Raw genomic sequence first — 16,808 nt, forward strand, 5'->3', positions numbered from 1 at the left:
TGGAGGGCGCCATGCTCGAACTTGACCTTGCGCCCGAGATCTCCGCACTCCGCGCCACCTTCAACGACATCCGCGCCGTCGTCGACGTCGATGCCCTCGAAGCCGACATCGCCCGCCTCTCCGAAGAGGCCGGTGCGCCCGACCTGTGGGACGACACGGCCAACGCGCAGAAGGTGACGAGCGCGCTCAGCCACCGCCAGGCCGAGCTCAAGAAGATCACCGACGTCGAGCAGCGCCTCGACGACCTCGACGTGCTCGTCGAGCTCGCGCTCGAGATGGACGACGAGGACAGCGCGAACGAGGCTCGCGCCGAGCTCGCGGCCCTGCAGAAGACGGTCGGCGACCTCGAAGTGCAGACCCTGCTCGACGGCGAGTACGACGAGCGCGGCGCGGTCGTCACGATCCGCTCGGGCGCAGGCGGCGACGACGCCACCGACTTCGCCGAGATGCTCATGCGCATGTACCTGCGCTGGGCCGAGCGTCACAACTACCCCGTGAAGGTGCTCGACACCTCCTACGCCGAGGGCGCGGGCATCAAGTCGGCGACCTTCGAGATCGACGCGCCGTACATCTACGGCACGCTCTCGGTCGAGGCCGGCACGCACCGCCTCGCGCGCATCAGCCCCTTCGGCGGCGCCGACAAGCGGCAGACGAGCTTCGCCGCGGTCGAGGTCATCCCGATCATGGAGGAGGCGAAGGAGGTCGAGATCCCCGAGAACGACATCCGCGTCGACGTCTTCCGCTCCTCGGGCCCCGGTGGCCAGTCGGTCAACACGACCGACTCCGCCGTGCGCATCACCCACATCCCGACCGGCCTCGTCGTGTCGATGCAGAACGAGAAGTCGCAGATCCAGAACCGCGCCGCGGCGATGCGGGTCCTCCAGACCCGACTCCTCCTGCAGAAGCGCGAAGAGGAGGCGGCGCAGAAGAAGGAGCTCGCGGGCACCATCACCGCGAGCTGGGGCGACCAGATGCGGTCCTACTTCCTCTACGGCCAGCAGCTCGTGAAGGACCTGCGCACCGGCTACGAGGTCGGCAACCCGGCCATCGTGTTCGACGGCGACCTCGACGGCCTCATCGCGGCCGGCATCAAGTGGCGCAAGCGCAAGGAAGACTGAGCGGCCGGTCGAGCGGGCCGCCGAGCGGGCCGCTCGTCCCGATCGGGTGGGCGGCGACACCGAAATCCGGTGTCGCTGCCCACTTTTGCGTTCGGCCTGCCTAGGCTCGAACACGATGATCCGCTTCGACTCCGTCACCAAGTCCTACTCCGGCCAATCGAGGCCAGCCCTGAACGACATCGGGGTCGAGATCCTGCGTGGCGAGTTCGTCTTCCTCGTGGGCGCGTCGGGTTCGGGCAAGTCCAGCTTCCTCCGGCTGATCCTCAAGGAGGAGAAGCCCACGAAGGGGCAGATCCACGTGCTCGGGCAGGACCTCGGCAAGATCTCGACGCGCAAGGTGCCGTACTTCCGGCGCGACCTCGGCGTCGTCTTCCAGGACTTCCGGCTGCTGCCGAACAAGTCGGTCTTCGAGAACGTCGCGTTCACCCTGCGGGTCATCGGCAAGTCGCGCGGCTTCATCCAGTCGGCGGTGCCCGAGACGCTGAAGCTCGTCGGTCTCGACGGCAAGGCCAAGCGCATGCCGCACGAGCTCTCGGGCGGTGAGCAGCAGCGCGTCGCGATCGCCCGGGCGATCGTCAACAAGCCGCAGATCCTGCTCGCCGACGAGCCGACCGGCAACCTCGACCCGGTGACGAGCGCGGGCATCATGACCCTCCTCGAGCGCATCAACGCGGGCGGCACGACGGTCGTCATGGCCACGCACGAGGCCGGCATCGTCGACCAGATGCGCCGCCGCGTCATCGAGCTCTCGGCGGGCGACATCGTGCGCGACGAGCGCAGCGCCGGCTACGACGGCCAGACCGTGCGCGACGTCGACTACGTTCCCGAGACCGGCGACGGCTCCGGCGATCCCGGCGCCGAGGTCGACGAGACGGATGCCACGGGGCGCGACGAGGCCGCGGCAGCGGGCGCCGCTGCGACCGCGGGCACGATGAGCACGATGGGCCACGCGGCCCCGAAGGTGACCCCCGAGATCATGCGCGATGCCGAGCCGCTCTACGTCGAGCCCGAGGCGACCGACGAGGTCACCGAGGCGGCCGCCGAGATCACGAAGGCCGCGACCGGGGCGATCGTGGTCGACCCCGAGAAGCTCGTGCCGAAGGGCGGCGGCAAGCCCGCGGCATCCGAACATCTGACCCTCGCCGAACGCCTCGGGCTCAGGGCTCCGGGAGGCCCCCGGGAAGGCGACGACGACCAGGAAGTGGGGCCGACGAAATGAGGATCGGTCTCGTGCTCGGCGAGGCGGCCAACGGCCTGCGTCGCAACGCCTCGATGGTGGTGTCGGTCGTGCTCGTCACCTTCATCTCGCTCACCTTCGTCGGCACTGCTGCGCTCCTGCAGCTGCAGATCGCCCAGATGAAGGGCTTCTGGTACGACCGCGCCCAGGTCGCCGTCTACCTCTGCACCGAACTGTCGACTGCCGAGGGCTGCATCGACGGCGAGGCGAGCGAGGAGCAGAAGGCCGCCGTCGAGGAGCAGCTCCGGAGCGACACGCTCGCCCCGTTCATCGACGAGTTCTACTTCGAGGACCACGAGCAGGCCTACGCGAACTTCCAGGAGCAGTTCGAGGGCACGCCGTCGGCCGACTACGTGACGCCCGAGGTGCTGCCCGAGGCCTTCTGGGTGAACCTCGTCGACCCCTCGCAGTCCGACGTCATCATCGAGAGCCTCGCGGGCAAGGAGGGGGTCGAGCAGGTCGTCGACCAACGCCGCTACCTCGACCCGATCTTCGACGCGCTGAACACCGCGAGCTACACCGCGATCGCGGTCGCGGTCGTGATGCTCGTCGCCGCGGCCCTGCTCATCGCGACGACGATCAGGCTCTCGGCGTTCTCGCGACGCCGCGAACTCGGCATCATGCGACTCGTCGGGGCGTCCAACCGGTTCATCCAGACGCCGTTCGTGCTCGAGGGCGTCTTCGCCGGACTCATCGGCTCGCTCCTCGCGGGCGGCGCGGTCGTGGCGATCGTGCAGGTCTTCGTGCAGGGCTACCTCGCCGAGAACCTCTCGTTCACCTTCGTGAGCCTCGGTGACGCCCTGCTCGTGGTGCCGCTGCTCGTGATCGTCGGCGTGCTGCTCGCCGCGGCCTCCGCGGGCATCGCGATCACCCGCTACCTGAAGGTCTGACGGAACCGGCTAGACTGAACGGCTGCCTCGGATGCCCGGGGCATCCGAGATTCGAATCGAAGGAGTCAGCCGTGCCCAGGGAAAGCGGTCAGAAGGTGGTGGCGACCAACCGCAAGGCCCGCCACGACTACACGATCGAGGACACCTACGAGGCCGGCATCGTGCTCTCTGGCACCGAGGTGAAGTCGCTGCGGCAGGGGCGTGCATCGCTCGTCGACGGCTACGCCTTCATCGACGGCGGCGAGCTCTGGCTCGACGCGGTGCACATCCCCGAGTACACCGAGGGCACGTGGAACAACCACGCCCCGCGACGCAAGCGCAAGCTGCTGCTGCACAAGCAGGAGATCGTGAAGATCAGCCACAAGACGAAAGAGGGCGGCTACACGCTCGTGCCGCTGTCGCTGTACTTCAAAGACGGCCGCGCGAAGGTCGAACTCGCGATCGCGAAGGGCAAGCGCGAGTACGACAAGCGTCAGGCGCTGCGCGAGCGCCAGGACAAGCGCGAGGCCGACCGGGCGATGTCGAGCCGCAAGAACCTCGGCGACTAGGCCCTCCCTCGCGGCGACCGCTCAGCTTCGGCGACGGCGGTGCGCGATAGGCTCGGCTCGATGAAGACGCAAGGCCGCATCCCCGTTCCCGGTACGTTCAACTTCCGCGACGTCGGCGGGCTGCCTGCGCGCGGCGGCGTGGTGCGCGACGGCGTGCTCTACCGATCCGACGGGCTGTACCGGCTCGGCGAGGCGGGCAAGTCCGAGCTCCGCCAGCTCGGGGTCGGCATCGTGATCGACCTGCGCGACGACAACGAGGCGAAGATGATGCCCGACGACCTCGACGGGCTCGAGGTCGAGGTGCTGCGGCTGCCCGTCTTCGAGGGGTCGGGGGCGTCGCAGGGCGCGGGGGGCATCTCGCTCGAGGCGCTCTACGAGCGCATCGTCACTCAGCATGCGAGCGTCGTCGTCTCCGCCATGCGCGAGATCGCGAGCGCGGGCGACCGCGCGGTGGTCGTGCACTGCACCGCCGGAAAGGACCGCACCGGCATCGTCGTCGCGCTCACGCTCATGGCCATCGGCGTCGACCGCGAGTCGGTCATCGACGACTACTCCCGCACCGAGGCGAACCTCGCGGGCGAGTGGCTCGAAGAGATGGTCGAGATGATCGGCCGGTACGGCGTGCCCGACACCCCCGAGCTGCGCACCCTCATGGGCGGTAGCCCGCGCGAGGCCATCGAGGGCGTGCTCGACACCGTCGAGCGGGCGCACGGCTCGACCCGCGAGTACCTGCTCGCCGCGGGCCTCCAGCTCGGCGAGCTCGCCGCGCTGGAGACCCTGCTCGTCGAGGTGCGCTGACCCCGAGGGTCAGACCGCCGCGGCCTCGAAGCGCGCTTCGACCGAGGCCTCGATCACGAGCTTCGCGGGCGCGAACTCGGCGCCCGAGCCGCCCGCCAGGTCGGCCGAGGCCGCCATCGCGAACATCCGCTCGCTGCGCGGCTGCGGCGCCGGATGCGCGGTGAGCAGGCCGGTGTCGGCCAGCTCGACCGGCACGGGGGAGCCGAGCCCCAGCGCCGACGCGTACACGCGGGCCTTCTCGAGCGCGTCGGCGACCGCGGCCCGCTGGGCGAGCTCCTGCACACGTCGGCGAGAGGCATCCGTCAACCGCCAGTCGATGCCTCCGATCGCGACGGTCTCGCCGACGCCGGCGCCGCTCACCCATTCGCCGAGCCGTTCGAGATCGGTGAAGACGATCTCGACCTCGGCGCTCGTCTGGTGCACGAGCGGCAGCTGCTTGCCCTCGTTGTTCCACGGGCGGTGCGACCAGACCCGCAGCTGGCCGGCCGACCAGGTGTCGAGGGCGCCGGCGGCCTCGATCTCGCGGACCTCGGCGATGAGGCGCTCGCGCGCCTCGGTGGTGCGGGCGAGCGCGGTGTCGCGGTCGGGTTCGGAGACGCCGACCGTGAGCGCCACGGCGCCGAGTTCGGGGTCGATGCGTTCTTCGGCGGTGCCGCGCACGGCGATGACGGTTGCCACAGAATCCTCCTGATGCCCGCTCGGGAATGGCGGAGCGGACGCGCCTGTTCTAGACTGTAAGGCCGGGCAGTCATCGAGAGGTGAATGCTCGCCGTGAATCGGGCTCGCCCGATCTTGAGAACTCCACAGCGTGCGACAACGGCCCGTCGAATTCTTCGACGTCACATGGGGATGATCGGTTTCGACATCGTCTGCGTACCCACGAGAAGCGGGCCGAGGATGCAGGGTTATCTCGTAAACGATCTCTGCGAAACAATAACTGCCAATAAGAAGCAGTCCGACTTCGCCCTCGCTGCCTAAGCGAGTCCGATAGTCCGTCAGTCCGGGTCTGTTCCCGCCCCGGTTGCTGGCGTCATCTAGGGAACTTGCTGCGCGTCGTCGCCTGAGCGACGTGCGGGACTCTTTCAGGCTGGGCCCGTCGACCTAGGTGCCTGTGGCAAAGGTCGGGGCCGAGCAGAACGCTTTCACAGGCTGCGCCCGGAGAAGGCGTGGAAACTCAGCGATGGACGGGGGTTCAATTCCCCCCATCTCCACACAGCACCGTCGAGGCACCGCCTCCGGCGGTCGAGTCGTTGTCGCACGTTGTGGGTTCGTCACCGTCGCTCAGTGCACCGTGTGCGGCCGCGTGCTCGCCCCTTGCGGAGACGTCGTTCGATTCCTCGCCGGTCGGTGGTGCCGGCCGTGTCAGTCGGTGAACGCGCCTCCGCAGTAGTCGCAGTCGCCATCGGGGCAGTACCACGGGGTGGGCTGGAGCTCGTCCATCATCGGATCCTTCGTCGGGCCTTCGCGTCGGGCGGGGGTCGCGTCGCGATGGTTGAAGATCCTGCCAGCCCACGCGCGGCACCGGAATGGCCGAGGTGGAGAAGTTCGCGCCGGCGATTCGCCACCGCGTCGAGTCGGCCGCCGCGACGCAATGACCGGTCGCGCCCGTCAGGGCTCGGATGCGCTCGCCCGCTCGCCCGCCCGCCCGTCCGTCGCGGCCCGGCTGGTTAGCATTGGCGCATGCCGTACCTCGCCGACCCAGCTCGCTACGACCGCATGCCCTACCGCCGCACCGGGCGCTCCGGCCTCAGGCTGCCCCTGCTCTCGCTCGGGCTCTGGCAGAACTTCGGCGACGATCGCGCCCTCGACACGCAGCGGGCGATCGTGCGCCGCGCGTTCGACCTCGGCATCACCCACTTCGACCTCGCCAACAACTACGGCCCGCCGTACGGCGCCGCCGAGGCGAACTTCGGGCGCCTGCTGGCAAGCGACCTCGCCCCCTACCGCGACGAGATCGTGGTCTCGACGAAGGCGGGCTGGGACATGTGGCCGGGCCCGTACGGGGTCGGCGCGAGCCGCAAGTACCTGATCTCGAGCCTCGACCGGTCGCTCGATCGTCTCGGCCTCGAGTACGTCGACATCTTCTACTCGCACCGCCCCGACCCGGGCACCCCGCTCGACGAGACCGCGGCGGCGCTCGACCACATCGTTCGCTCGGGCAAGGCGCTCTACGTGGGCATCTCGTCGTACGCCGCAGAGCCCTCGCGCGAGCTCGCCCGCCTGCTCGCCGAGCGCGGCACGCCCCTCACGATCCACCAGCCCTCCTATTCGATGCTCAACCGGTGGATCGAGACCGAGGGGCTGCTCGACGCGGCCGCCGACGACGGCTTCGGCGTGATCGGCTTCACCGCGCTCGCCCAGGGTCTGCTGACGGGCAAGTACCTCGGCGGCATCCCCGAGGGCTCGCGCGCCGCGAGCGACGGTTCGCTCGACCGCGGCATGCTCTCCGACGCGACGCTCGAGCGCCTCCGCGGCCTGGCTGCGATCGCCGAACGGCGCGGCCAGTCGCTCGCGCAGCTCGCGCTCGCGTGGGCGCTGCGCGACGAGCGGGTCACGAGCCTCGTGATCGGCGCCTCGAGCGTCGCCCAGCTCGAGGAGAACGTCGCGGCGCTCGACGGGCTCGAGTTCACCGCTGACGAGCTCGCGGACATCGATCGCTTCGCGGGCGACGCCGGCGTCGACCTCTGGGCGGATGCCCGTGGGGGCGGCCCGCTGCCGACGCTGCGGCCCTGAGCGGCCGGGGGAGCAGTTCGGGCGCATCGGAGGAGCCGGCCGGGAGCGCTCGCGAGTTCTGGAGCGCAGTGTCACCCGATGCGGCGTCGTCGCGTCGTCAGTCGCCTGCGGCGACGGCCCGCAGTCGCGCGGTCGCGAGCTCGACGGCGGGGTGCGTGCGCATCGACCGCTTCACCCGCAGCATGATGCGCCGTCGCGCACCCTCGTCGGCGATCGGCCGCATCACGACGCCCGGGGGCAGGTCGATCGCCCCGAGGCGCGGCAGCACCGTGATGCCGACGCCGTTGGCGACGTAGTCGAAGGCGCTCGTGTAGTCGGGCGCATGCAGGCGGAACCTCGGCGCGAAGCCGAGCCCCGCGCAGGCGGAGACGATGATCTCGCGGCAGGTGCCGTGGCTGTCGTCGTTGTCGATCCACTGCTCACCGTCGAGCTCGGCGAGGTCGACCGATCGGCGTTCGGCGAGCCGATGGCCTGCGGGCATGACGACGACGTAGCCCTCGGTGCGCAGCTCTTCGAGGTCGTAGCCGTCGGGCGAACCGTCGGCGACCGTCGGGTCGCGGTCGCCGCGCACCGACTCGGCCACGTACAGCTCGAGGTCGGGCTCGCCCGCCGCACGCCCCGGTCGCTCGATCATGCTGAGCTCGAGCCGCAGCAGCGGGAACTCCCGGCTGAGTTCGGCCACGATCGGCGGCAGCCAGGCGCGGTTGGCCGACATGAACGAGCTGAGGCGGAGCGTGCCGCTGCGCCCCGCGCGCAGGTCGTCGAGCGCGCCGTCGAAGTCGGCCAGGTGGTTGAGCACGCGGGCCGCCCGGTCGGCGACGGCGACGCCGGCCGAGGTCGGCACGATCCCGCGCCCGCGCCGTTCGACGAGCGTGAGACCGGTCTCGCGCTGCAGCGCACTGACGTGCTGGCTCACCGCAGAAGCGGTGTAGCCGAGTCGCTCGGCGGCTCGGTTGATCGAGCCGGTCTGCACGACGGCGCGGAAGATCTGGAGTCGGTGCGGGTCGACCATGGCTCGATCGTACAGTCATGCTGAATTGAAGCCAAGCATCGTTCACTTGTGCTGTCGTGATTCTCTCGACAGGCTTGAGGGATGCCACGCACCACCCCCGAACCCGCCGACACGATGTCGACTCCGACTCCGACTCCGAATCCGACCCGGACTCCGACTCCGGCGGCGACCCCGCCCGCCGTCCCCGCGGCTCCGCCCGCCGGTGCGAGCGACGCCGCCCGCTGGAAGGTGCTCGTCGCGATGCTCGTGGTGCTCGTGCTGTGGGCCTCGGCCTTCATCGCGATCCGCTTCGTCGGCGACGCGATCTCACCGGGGCCGCTCGCGCTCGGCCGCCAGCTCGTCGGCACGGTCGCGCTCGTCGCCGTCGCACTCATCCGACGACCGCCGCTGCCGCGCGGGCGAACGCTCGTTCTCGTCGCCGTCTACGGCGTGCTCTGGTTCGCCGGCTACACCCTCGTGCTGAACCTCGCCGAACGCCACCTCGACGCGGGCACGGCGGCGATGCTCGTGAACATCGCGCCGCTGCTCGTCGCCGTCGCCGCGGGGGTGTTCCTCAAGGAGGGGTTCCCGCGTTCGCTCGTCGTCGGACTGCTCGTCGCCTTCGCCGGCGTCGTGATCATCGCGACGGGCGGGGTGGGCGCGCACGTCGACATGCTCGGGATCGCCCTCGGCGTGCTCGCCGCAGTGCTCTACGCGCTCGGGGTGCTCGTGCAGAAGGTGGCGCTCCGCGAGGCCGACGCGCTGAGCGCCACCTGGGTGGGCTGTGCGATCGGTGCGGCCGTACTGCTGCCGTTCCTGCCGCAGACGGTCGTCGAGGTGGGCGCGGCGCCCGCCCCGGCCGTCTGGGCGATGGTCTACCTCGGCATCTTCCCGTCGGCGGTCGCGTTCCTCCTGTGGGCGTACGTGCTGAAGCGGAGTCCGGCCGGCGTCACCGCCTCGGCGACCCTCGCGGTGCCGGCGATCGTCGTGCTGCTCAGCTGGGCGCTGCTCGGCGAGCTGCCGACCGTGCTCGGTATGGTGGGCGGCGCGCTGTGCCTCATCGGCGTCGCGCTGAGCCGTCGCGCGTCGCGGCCGCGGCGGTCGTGACCGGCGCGCAGCGATGAGACGAGGATGCCGCGTGGCCGATCACGGATCGACCACGCGGCATCCTCGCGTCGATCAGCGGGCTGCGCCCTCGAGCGTGCCCGTGGTCTGCCCGGCGGGGTCGTAGATCATGCACGAGACGACGCGGTCGTCGAGCTGGGTCCAGCCCTCTTCGGTCGGCCGGTAGGCGTAGAACTCGAGCGTCGACTCCTCGTAGGCGAGCCCGACGAACTCGCCGAACTGGGCGTAGCAGCCCTCGTCGGCCTGGGTCTGCACCGCGTCGTCGCCCGGGTACTCGGTGCCGGTGAGGGTGAAGTCGTAGAAGACCTCTTCGTCGTGCGCCGTGTCGCACGGCACCACCGGCACCTCGCTCACGGTTTCGGCGGTCGCCTCGTTCAGGCAGTCGCCGACGCGGATGGCGAAGATGTCGGCGTCGCCTTCTTCGACGATCTCCTGCGTGGTCTCGTCGCGCTCGGGCTGCGGGGCGGGCGCGCCCAGCACGTCGCGGACGATGCTGCAGCCCGTCAGGGGGACGGCGACGGCGATCGCGGTGACGGCGACGGCGATGCGGGTGAGCGCGCGGCGCGCGGAGGAGTTCACGTGGTGGCCTTTCGGTCGTTCGGGTCGATTCGAGGATGATCCGGCTGGGCCATCGGGGCTCGGGAGCGCGCGGGCGGGCAGCGACGATCGAGTGCGGGCGGGCCGCGGTCGACGAGGGATCGCGGTCAGCCTATCGAGCGGCACCGACACGCGGTGTCCCGGCTCGCCGCACCGTCACAGCGCCGCGCGGAGCGCCGGAACCACCTCGGTCGCGATCAGTTCGAGGTGCTCGAGGTCGCGGAGGTCGACGAGCTGCAGATACACCCGATCGGCGCCGAGCTCGTGCAGCCGCAGGAGCTTCTCGACCGCGGCCTCGGGGGAGCCCGCGATGTTCACCTCGGCGAACTCGGCGGGGTGCTCGTCGATCGCGGCGAGCCGGCGCAGGTAGTCCCGGTCGTCGGCGGCGACGACCGTCGGCAACGCGACCGAGGTCGAAAGGGTGGCCGGGTCGCGGTCGACCTGCTCGCATGCGCGACGCACCCCGTCGAAGGCGCGGGCGATCTCGTCCTCAGATCGGAAGCCGAGGTTGAACTCCGTCGCGAACCGCGCCGCGAGCTGGGGCGTGCGTCGCGGGCCGGCGCCGCCGATGATGACGGGAACGCGCTGCTGCACGGGCTTCGGCAGCGCCGGGGAGCCGCTCAGGGCGTAGTGCTCGCCGGCGAAGTCGAAGTGCTCGCCGACGGGGGTCGACCAGAGCCCCGTGATCACCTCGAGCTGCTCCTCGAGGAGGTCGAAGCGCTTCGGCGGGAACGGCAGCCCGTACGCCGCGTGCTCCTCGGCGAACCATCCGGTGCCGAGGCCGAGCTCGACCCGCCCGCCCGACATCGCGTCGACCTGTGCGACCTGGATCGCGAGGAGCGAGGGGTGGCGGAACGTCGCCGACGACACGAGCGTGCCGAGTCGGATCCGGCTCGTCTCGCGGGCGAGCCCGGCGAGCGTGGTCCACGAATCGCTCGGGCCGGGCATGGCGTCGCCCGGGCCCATGCGCAGCAGGTGGTCGGAGCGGAACCAGCCGTCGAACCCGAGCCGCTCGGCCGCCTGCGCCTGGGCGAGCTGCTCGTCGTAGCTCGCGCCCTGCTGGGGCTCGGTGAAGATGCAGAGCTCCACCGCGATCAGGCCCGGTCGCCGAGCGCGTCGAGCACGGCGTCGTGCAGCAGCCCGTTCGTCGCGAGCGCACTGCCGTGCCACGGCCCCGGTTCGCCCGGGATCGAGGTGAACCGGCCGCCCGCCTCCTCGACGATGGGCACGAGGGCGGCGAGGTCGTAGGGCTTCACGTCGAACTCGCCCGTGATGTCGATGAGGCCCTCGGCGAGCAGCATGTACGACCACAGGTCGCCGTACGCCCGGTCGCGCCAGACTCGCTCGGCGAGGCTGAGCAGTCGGTCGAGGTAGCCGGCCTCGCGCCACTGCGCGATGCTCTGGAAGCTCAGCGATGCGTCGCCGAGCTCGGCCACGGATGACACGGAGATCGGCCGCGGGGCAGCGCCCGGGGCATCCGTGGTGAACGCACCGCCGCCTGCGGCGCCCCACCAGCGTCGGCCCATCGCCGGCGCGGAGGCGACGCCGACGACGGGAACGCCGTCGACCGCGAGCGAGATGAGCGCGCCCCAGACGGGGACGCCGCGCATGAAGTTCGAGGTGCCGTCGATGGGATCGATGATCCACTGGCGCGAGGAGTCGCCCTCGGTGCCGAACTCCTCGCCGAGGATGCCGTCGGCCGGGCGGGCCTCGGCGAGGCGTTCGCGGAGCGCACGCTCGACGGCGAGGTCGGCCTCGGTCACGAAGCTGCGGTCGGGCTTCGTCGATACGGAGAGGTCGGCGGCGCGGAATCGGGCCAGCGCGACGGTGTCGGCGAGGTCGGCGAGGTCGAGTGCGAGGGCGAGATCATCGGCGTAGGCGGTCACCGGATCAGGGTATCGGGCGGCGGTGAACGGGGCGTGTCGCGCTCGATTGGCGTTCGGCCCCGAACACCTGATAACGTAGTGCCTCGGTTCGGGTTGTGAACGAAACATCCGGATCATGCACCTCTAGCTCAATCGGCAGAGCAACTGACTCTTAATCAGTGGGTTCAGGGTTCAAGTCCCTGGGGGTGCACTGAAAGCCCCGATCCTCTCGCCAGGATCGGGGCTTTTTTCATGCGCGGCTTCCGCGAGCGTTCGCCGCGCGGTCAGGCCGGGCTCACGGCAGCATGGTTCCCCGCATCTGCCGCATCGACTTCTCGCGTTCGACGTCGGCCGAGTTCGCCGCGTTCGAGCCGTCGTCGGCCGGATGGCGGGGCCGAGGGGTGCCGCGGAACCGGGTGTACAGCCAATGCACGGAGGCCGCGGCGGTACGGATGCGGCCGCGGCCGCTGCCGCCGTGCCTCAGTCGTCGAAGCCGCGGGCGATGAGCGCCTCGCCGAGGTGGTCGGCGGTCTGCAGCGCACGCACGATGACCGGCACGGCGAGGGCGACGATCGAGCCCTCGGCGCCGCGCGCCCGGCGGGCCTCGAGCACCTCGCGCACGATGTCGGCGAGAAGGGGCACGCAGCGGATCGCGAGGGCGAGGGTGAGCCCGACGCGGTCGGCGTCGATCCAGCGGCGGAAGGGTCGCAACAGGGTCTGCATGGCGTCGAGCGTCGCGGTCACCGGGGTCGTGAGCGTGTAGAGCGCCGCGAGGGCGACGGCGATCACGAGTCGCAATGCCATCGTCGCCGCGGCCTCCCACCCGGCGAACAGCCACTGCACGGGCACCGCGAACGCGAGCACCCACAGGATCGGCGCGATCTGCCCCCAGACGGCGCGCGCCGGCAGCCCGGCCGGCAGGAACAGCAGCGCCGTCGCCACCGCGGCGACACCGAGTGCGAGCAACGAGCCCTGCAGCGCGACGACGGTGACGGCGACCGCGAGCAGCCCGAGCTTCACGAGCGCGGGGGCACGGTGCACGAGCGAGTCGCCGGGGTGGAAGACGCCGATCATCCGGTCGCACTCATCCGATCAGCGCCCGGTAGGCGGCGAGGGCGGGTAGGGGTTCGTCGTCGGCGACGACGCGGCCCGACTCCATCACGATCACGCGGTCGAAGTCGTCGAGCAGTTCGAGCTGGTGGCTCACCACGACGAGCTGCTGCTCGAGCGCGGCGAAGTGCTCGGCCACGAGCCTCGCGTTGCGGGCGTCGAGGAGCGTCGTCGGCTCGTCGGCGACCACGAGCGCCGGATCGGCGACGAGCACCGAGGCGAGCGCGAGCAGCTGCTTCTGCCCGCCCGAGAGCCGGTGGGCGGGCCGGTCCGCGAGCGCCGTCAGCCCGAAGCGCTCGAGCGTCGCCTCGACGCGCGCAGCGGCATCCTCGGCGGGCAGCTTGTGCCGGCGCAGGGTGAACGCGACGTCCTCTCTGACGGTGGGCATGACGATCTGGTTGTCGGCGTTCGTGAACACGAAGCCGACGCGGCGGCGCACCTCGCGGCCGCGGCGGGCGACGTCGAGCCCGTCGACCTCGACCCGGCCCGACTTCGGGGTGACGAGGCCGTTGATCATGCGGGCGAGCGTCGACTTGCCCGACCCGTTCGCGCCGACGATGCCGACGCGGTGCTCCGTGAGCGAGAGCGAGACGCCGTCGACGATCGGCTCGGCGCCGAAGTCGTGCGAGACGCGGTCGAACTCGATGCGGCTCATGCTGCACGCTCCACGATCATGGCGATGCCCTGACCGCCGCCGATCGAGCAGGCGGCGAGGCCCGGTCGATCGTCGTCGGCGCCCAGCATGCGCGCGGCGAGGCGCACGAGCAGCACCGCGCCGGATGCCCCCCACGGGTGTCCGAGCGCGATGGCGCCGCCGTCGGTGTTGATGACGCCCTCGTCGAGCGAGAGCGCGTCGCTCACGGCGAGCAGCTGCGCAGCGAAGGCTTCGGTGATCTCGACGAAGCCGAGGTCGCGGGCGGTGAGGCCGGCGCGATCGAGCGCGGCCGCGGCCGCGGGGGCGGCGCCGAGCCCGGGCAGCGCGGGGTCGCCGGCCGAGACCGCGGCGGCGCGCACGCGCAGGGCAGGCAGACCCAGCTCGCGGGCGAGCTCGGGCAGGGTCACGGCCATCGCGGCGGCACCGTCGGAGAAGCCGCACGAGTTGCCGGCGGTGACGGTCGCCTCGTGCGCTGCGCCATCGGCACGGGTCATGGATGCCTCGACGAACGCCGGGGCGACCCGAGCGAGTGTCGCCGCGCTCATCGCACGCGGCCGGTCGTCGCGCGCGATGCCGTCGACCGGCACCAGTTCGGCGTCGAAACGCCCCACGGCCTGCGCCTCGAGCGCGAGCCGGTGCGAGCGCTCGGCCCATGCGTCTTGGCGGGCGCGTGTGATGCCCTGCACGGCCGCGAGGTGATCGGCGGCGGGCCCCATGTCGGGGTCGGCGAAGCCGGGCGGCGCGAACGGGGCCCGGGTGTACCGCTCGCCGCTGCCCGGCCAGAGCCGGTGCGGTGCGGTCGACGCCGATTCGGCCCCGCCCGCGACGAGGAGGCGGGCGTCGCCCGCGCGCACCCGCGCGGCGGCCTGCATGACGGCGTCGAGGCCCGAGCCGCACTGCCGGTCGACGGTGACGCCAGGTACCGAAGTACCGAGCCCCGCACGAAGCGCCGCCACCCGGGCGAGGTCGCCGCCCGGGCCCATGCAGTTGCCGAGCACGACGTCGTCGATCGGCAGGCCGGCCGGAGCGAGCTCCGCGGCCACCGCGGCGAGCACGGGGGCGGCGAGTGCATCGACGGGGTGCGCGGCGAAGCCGCGGCCGGCGGTGCCGATCGGGGTGCGTCGCGCGGCGACGAGCACGGGCGAGGTGTTCATGCGGTCGAGCCCTCCGCTGAGGTGGTGAAGACGGGGGAGGAGGCAGTGGTGACGGCGGACGTGCCGAGCGCACCGCTCGCGAGCGCCGCCCGCACGGCTCCCCGGGCGACCTTGCCCGAGTCGGTGCGCGGGACCGCGCCGAAGAACCACCTGCGCGGCAGTTCGGCCGGCACGAGACGGTCGCGCGCAGCATCGACGACTGCCTGCCGTGTGGCGTCGCGGAGGCGGGCTGCCGCGGGCGCGTCGGAGCCGGAATCGGCGGGGTCGAGTTCGACGACCGCGACCACCCGCTCGCCGAGCAGTTCGTGCGGCTCGCCGACGACCGCCGCCGCGGCGACCCCGGGCAGCGAGGTCAGCACGGCCTCGACGTGTTCGGCGAGCACGGTGGCGCCCGCGGTCGTGATCGCCGCGTCGCCGCGCCCGAGCACGCGCAGGCGGCCGTCGGCCGCGGTCTCGGCGAGGTCGCCGACGGTGGCGAATCCGGTGGAGTCGCGGCGAAGCATCCCGCCGCCGATCGCGCCGAGCGCCAGATAAGGCGATCGCACCCAGAGTTCGCGCCCGGCCGCCGACTCGCGCAGCTCGAGCTCGGCGCCCGGGAACGGTTCGAGCCCGTCGCCCAGCCCGACTGCGACGAACGAGAGTTCGGCGGCGCCGTAGTACTCGACCAGGCGGAGCCGCGCGCCCGCGGCCTCGCGCAGCGACGCGCCAATCGCGGCACCGGCGACGACCGCGGTGCGCACGTCGAGCGCGTCGTCGAGGAGTCGCGCGAGCCGGGTGGGCGTCGCGTGCACGACGCTCGCGCCGCGAAGCTCGTCGCCCACCGACGCGCCGGCCCACAGCGCGTGCAGCGCCGCGTAGAGGTGCATCGAGACGTGCAGGGGGCCGGTGACCGCGATGCGGTCGGATGCCCCGATGCCGGCGATCTCCGCGAGCGGTGCAGCCGAGGCGAGCCAGGACTCCTCGGTGCGGGCGACGACGGTCGGCGCGGCACCCGAGGAACCCGAGGTGCGCAGCGCGAGCGCGGTGCCCTCGGGAAGCCGGCCCTCGAGGCCGGCCGCCTCCTCGGGGCCGCCGCCGACGAGCACGGGCCGCCCGCGCTCGAGTGCGGCCAGGACGGTCGTGATCAGCCGGGCGGGCGGCATGCCGGCGGGGCATCCGATGGGCCCGTCACCAGGCGGAAGCGAGGCTGCGGCGACCGCCGCGGCGAGCTCGCCCACGCGCACGACGTCGCCGCCGAACGCGAGGGCGGGCGCGCCCGGCGCTCCCCGCAGCCACTCGCTCATGCGGCGTCGACCGCCGGTGCCGAGGCGCCGCGGCGGGCCCACGGCCAGGCACGGGGCTCGATGAGCCCGGGCCAGGCGCGGTGCACGCCCTTCGCGACGAGCACCGTGACGACGACCTTCAGCACGTCGCCCGGGAGGAACACGGTCGCACCGACGATCGCCACGCCGAGCGGGGTGCCGGTGATCGCGGCGAAGACCGGAACACCGATGAGGTAGATCGCGACGATGCCGCCGAGGGCCGTCCAGAGCAGCGCGGGAACGACCCGGTAGCGGGGGAGCAGGCGCGCAGTCGCCCACCCGATCACGACGACGCCGAGCAGCCAGCCCGCGAGGTAGCCGACCGAGGGGCCGACGAAGACCCCGAGGCCGCCGCGGCCGCCCGAGAGCAGGGGCAGCCCGGCCGCGACGAGCGCGAGGAGCAGCAGCACCGAGAGGAAGCCCTTGCGCGCGCCGAGGACGGCGCCCGCGAGCATGACGCCGAGCGTCTGGAAGGTGATCGGCACGGCGGTGCCGCCGAGGTAGAGCGCGCCGGGCAGGCCGAGCGCGGCGATGAGCCCGGTGAACACGGCGATCTGGGCGAGGTCGCGCGCGGTGCCGCGTCGCTTCGGCGCTCGCTCGGTGGCGGATGCCTCGTCGGCGATCTCGGCGGACGGGGTGCTGCTCGGTGCGGTGCTCATCGGGTTCCCCTCTGGTGGCGTGGCGGG

The 16,808-nt window shown here is 71.9% G+C and carries 18 protein-coding genes, 1 tRNA gene and 1 other RNA gene; 9 read left to right on the forward strand and 11 right to left on the reverse strand.

The window, feature by feature from the left end; translation table 11 throughout:
* The first annotated feature begins 11 nt into the window (after positions 1 to 11).
* From prfB to GQQ93_RS14120, 5 genes are all read left to right on the forward strand, one after another.
* Positions 12 to 1,118, forward strand: a complete 1,107-nt coding sequence (gene prfB, locus GQQ93_RS14100) for a peptide chain release factor 2 (protein ID WP_157424857.1) — start codon at positions 12 to 14, stop codon at positions 1,116 to 1,118.
* A gap of 115 nt (positions 1,119 to 1,233) precedes the next feature.
* On the forward strand, positions 1,234 to 2,337 hold the full coding sequence (gene ftsE / locus GQQ93_RS14105) for a cell division ATP-binding protein FtsE (RefSeq protein ID WP_157424858.1): 1,104 nt from the start codon (positions 1,234 to 1,236) through the stop codon (positions 2,335 to 2,337).
* A complete protein-coding gene (gene ftsX / locus GQQ93_RS14110) occupies positions 2,334 to 3,245 on the forward strand; it encodes a permease-like cell division protein FtsX (RefSeq protein ID WP_157424859.1) in 912 nt (303 codons plus the stop codon). Before ftsE ends, ftsX begins: the two co-directional genes overlap by 4 nt.
* A gap of 71 nt (positions 3,246 to 3,316) precedes the next feature.
* Positions 3,317 to 3,793, forward strand: a complete 477-nt coding sequence (gene smpB / locus GQQ93_RS14115) for an SsrA-binding protein SmpB (RefSeq protein ID WP_157424860.1) — start codon at positions 3,317 to 3,319, stop codon at positions 3,791 to 3,793.
* A gap of 60 nt (positions 3,794 to 3,853) precedes the next feature.
* On the forward strand, positions 3,854 to 4,591 hold the full coding sequence (locus GQQ93_RS14120) for a tyrosine-protein phosphatase (RefSeq protein ID WP_157424861.1): 738 nt from the start codon (positions 3,854 to 3,856) through the stop codon (positions 4,589 to 4,591).
* 9 nt (positions 4,592 to 4,600) lie between these two features.
* Here the strand turns inward: GQQ93_RS14120 and GQQ93_RS14125 are convergent, their stop codons facing one another.
* Entirely contained in the window at positions 4,601 to 5,269 is a 669-nt protein-coding gene (locus GQQ93_RS14125; RefSeq protein WP_170296207.1) for an SIMPL domain-containing protein, read from the reverse strand.
* A 167-nt stretch (positions 5,270 to 5,436) separates the two neighbouring features.
* On the opposite strand from GQQ93_RS14125, the gene ssrA reads away from it, so the two are divergent.
* Both ssrA and mgrA read left to right on the forward strand, forming a co-directional pair.
* Positions 5,437 to 5,805, forward strand: a transfer-messenger RNA (tmRNA) gene (ssrA, locus tag GQQ93_RS14130).
* Between the two features lie 466 nt (positions 5,806 to 6,271).
* Positions 6,272 to 7,324 carry an L-glyceraldehyde 3-phosphate reductase gene (gene mgrA, locus GQQ93_RS14135; RefSeq protein ID WP_157424863.1) on the forward strand — a complete coding sequence of 351 codons (1,053 nt, stop codon included), beginning with the start codon at positions 6,272 to 6,274 and terminating at the stop codon, positions 7,322 to 7,324.
* A gap of 97 nt (positions 7,325 to 7,421) precedes the next feature.
* On the opposite strand, the gene GQQ93_RS14140 is transcribed toward mgrA, so the two are convergent.
* Positions 7,422 to 8,336 (reverse strand): LysR family transcriptional regulator, encoded by a 915-nt coding sequence (locus GQQ93_RS14140; protein WP_157424864.1) that lies wholly within the window; start codon positions 8,334 to 8,336, stop codon positions 7,422 to 7,424.
* 81 nt (positions 8,337 to 8,417) lie between these two features.
* On the opposite strand from GQQ93_RS14140, the gene GQQ93_RS14145 reads away from it, so the two are divergent.
* Entirely contained in the window at positions 8,418 to 9,422 is a 1,005-nt protein-coding gene (locus tag GQQ93_RS14145) for a DMT family transporter (protein ID WP_246192334.1), read from the forward strand.
* A 72-nt stretch (positions 9,423 to 9,494) separates the two neighbouring features.
* Here GQQ93_RS14145 and GQQ93_RS14150 read toward each other — a convergent pair whose 3' ends face one another.
* From GQQ93_RS14150 to GQQ93_RS14160, 3 genes are all read right to left on the reverse strand, one after another.
* Positions 9,495 to 10,019: a septum formation family protein gene (locus GQQ93_RS14150; protein ID WP_170296208.1), complete on the reverse strand. Its 525-nt coding sequence runs from the start codon at positions 10,017 to 10,019 to the stop codon at positions 9,495 to 9,497.
* 174 nt (positions 10,020 to 10,193) lie between these two features.
* A complete protein-coding gene (locus GQQ93_RS14155; protein ID WP_157424866.1) occupies positions 10,194 to 11,126 on the reverse strand; it encodes an LLM class F420-dependent oxidoreductase in 933 nt (310 codons plus the stop codon).
* 5 nt (positions 11,127 to 11,131) lie between these two features.
* Complete coding sequence (locus tag GQQ93_RS14160; protein ID WP_246192335.1) at positions 11,132 to 11,923, reverse strand: inositol monophosphatase family protein; 792 nt, start codon at positions 11,921 to 11,923, stop codon at positions 11,132 to 11,134.
* 117 nt (positions 11,924 to 12,040) lie between these two features.
* On the opposite strand from GQQ93_RS14160, the gene GQQ93_RS14165 reads away from it, so the two are divergent.
* Positions 12,041 to 12,113, forward strand: a tRNA-Lys gene (locus GQQ93_RS14165).
* Between the two features lie 84 nt (positions 12,114 to 12,197).
* Here GQQ93_RS14165 and GQQ93_RS14170 read toward each other — a convergent pair.
* Genes GQQ93_RS14170 through GQQ93_RS14195 form a run of 6 tightly spaced genes read right to left on the reverse strand, consistent with a single transcriptional unit; the run spans position 12,198 to position 16,781 of the window.
* The gene (locus GQQ93_RS14170; protein ID WP_157424868.1) at positions 12,198 to 12,335 is read right to left on the reverse strand and encodes a hypothetical protein; all 138 of its coding nucleotides are present in this window, start codon (positions 12,333 to 12,335) and stop codon (positions 12,198 to 12,200) included.
* A gap of 47 nt (positions 12,336 to 12,382) precedes the next feature.
* Positions 12,383 to 12,976, reverse strand: a complete 594-nt coding sequence (locus GQQ93_RS14175) for an energy-coupling factor transporter transmembrane component T family protein (RefSeq protein WP_157424869.1) — start codon at positions 12,974 to 12,976, stop codon at positions 12,383 to 12,385.
* Between the two features lie 10 nt (positions 12,977 to 12,986).
* Entirely contained in the window at positions 12,987 to 13,667 is a 681-nt protein-coding gene (locus tag GQQ93_RS14180) for an energy-coupling factor ABC transporter ATP-binding protein (RefSeq protein ID WP_157424870.1), read from the reverse strand.
* On the reverse strand, positions 13,664 to 14,821 hold the full coding sequence (locus GQQ93_RS14185) for a thiolase family protein (protein ID WP_157424871.1): 1,158 nt from the start codon (positions 14,819 to 14,821) through the stop codon (positions 13,664 to 13,666). The genes GQQ93_RS14180 and GQQ93_RS14185 overlap by 4 nt, the downstream gene beginning before the upstream one ends.
* On the reverse strand, positions 14,818 to 16,104 hold the full coding sequence (locus tag GQQ93_RS14190; RefSeq protein ID WP_157424872.1) for an AMP-binding enzyme: 1,287 nt from the start codon (positions 16,102 to 16,104) through the stop codon (positions 14,818 to 14,820). The genes GQQ93_RS14185 and GQQ93_RS14190 overlap by 4 nt, the downstream gene beginning before the upstream one ends.
* Entirely contained in the window at positions 16,101 to 16,781 is a 681-nt protein-coding gene (locus GQQ93_RS14195) for a biotin transporter BioY (RefSeq protein WP_157424873.1), read from the reverse strand. Before GQQ93_RS14195 ends, GQQ93_RS14190 begins: the two co-directional genes overlap by 4 nt.
* Between the last annotated feature and the right edge of the window lie 27 nt (positions 16,782 to 16,808).

It is taken from the genome of Agromyces lapidis (assembly GCF_009749405.1).
Taxonomy (GTDB): Bacteria; Actinomycetota; Actinomycetes; order Actinomycetales; family Microbacteriaceae; genus Agromyces; species Agromyces lapidis.

Coding starts and splice junctions, on each gene's coding strand:
- prfB (WP_157424857.1), top strand. CDS start 12: ATGCTCGAACTTGACCTTGCGCCCGAGATCTCCGCACTCCGCGCCACC.
- ftsE (WP_157424858.1), top strand. CDS start 1,234: ATGATCCGCTTCGACTCCGTCACCAAGTCCTACTCCGGCCAATCGAGG.
- ftsX (WP_157424859.1), top strand. CDS start 2,334: ATGAGGATCGGTCTCGTGCTCGGCGAGGCGGCCAACGGCCTGCGTCGC.
- GQQ93_RS14120 (WP_157424861.1), top strand. CDS start 3,854: ATGAAGACGCAAGGCCGCATCCCCGTTCCCGGTACGTTCAACTTCCGC.
- mgrA (WP_157424863.1), top strand. CDS start 6,272: ATGCCGTACCTCGCCGACCCAGCTCGCTACGACCGCATGCCCTACCGC.
- GQQ93_RS14140 (WP_157424864.1), bottom strand. CDS start 8,336: ATGGTCGACCCGCACCGACTCCAGATCTTCCGCGCCGTCGTGCAGACC.
- GQQ93_RS14145 (WP_246192334.1), top strand. CDS start 8,418: ATGCCACGCACCACCCCCGAACCCGCCGACACGATGTCGACTCCGACT.
- GQQ93_RS14175 (WP_157424869.1), bottom strand. CDS start 12,976: ATGATCGGCGTCTTCCACCCCGGCGACTCGCTCGTGCACCGTGCCCCC.
- GQQ93_RS14180 (WP_157424870.1), bottom strand. CDS start 13,667: ATGAGCCGCATCGAGTTCGACCGCGTCTCGCACGACTTCGGCGCCGAG.
- GQQ93_RS14185 (WP_157424871.1), bottom strand. CDS start 14,821: ATGAACACCTCGCCCGTGCTCGTCGCCGCGCGACGCACCCCGATCGGC.
- GQQ93_RS14190 (WP_157424872.1), bottom strand. CDS start 16,104: ATGAGCGAGTGGCTGCGGGGAGCGCCGGGCGCGCCCGCCCTCGCGTTC.
- GQQ93_RS14195 (WP_157424873.1), bottom strand. CDS start 16,781: ATGAGCACCGCACCGAGCAGCACCCCGTCCGCCGAGATCGCCGACGAG.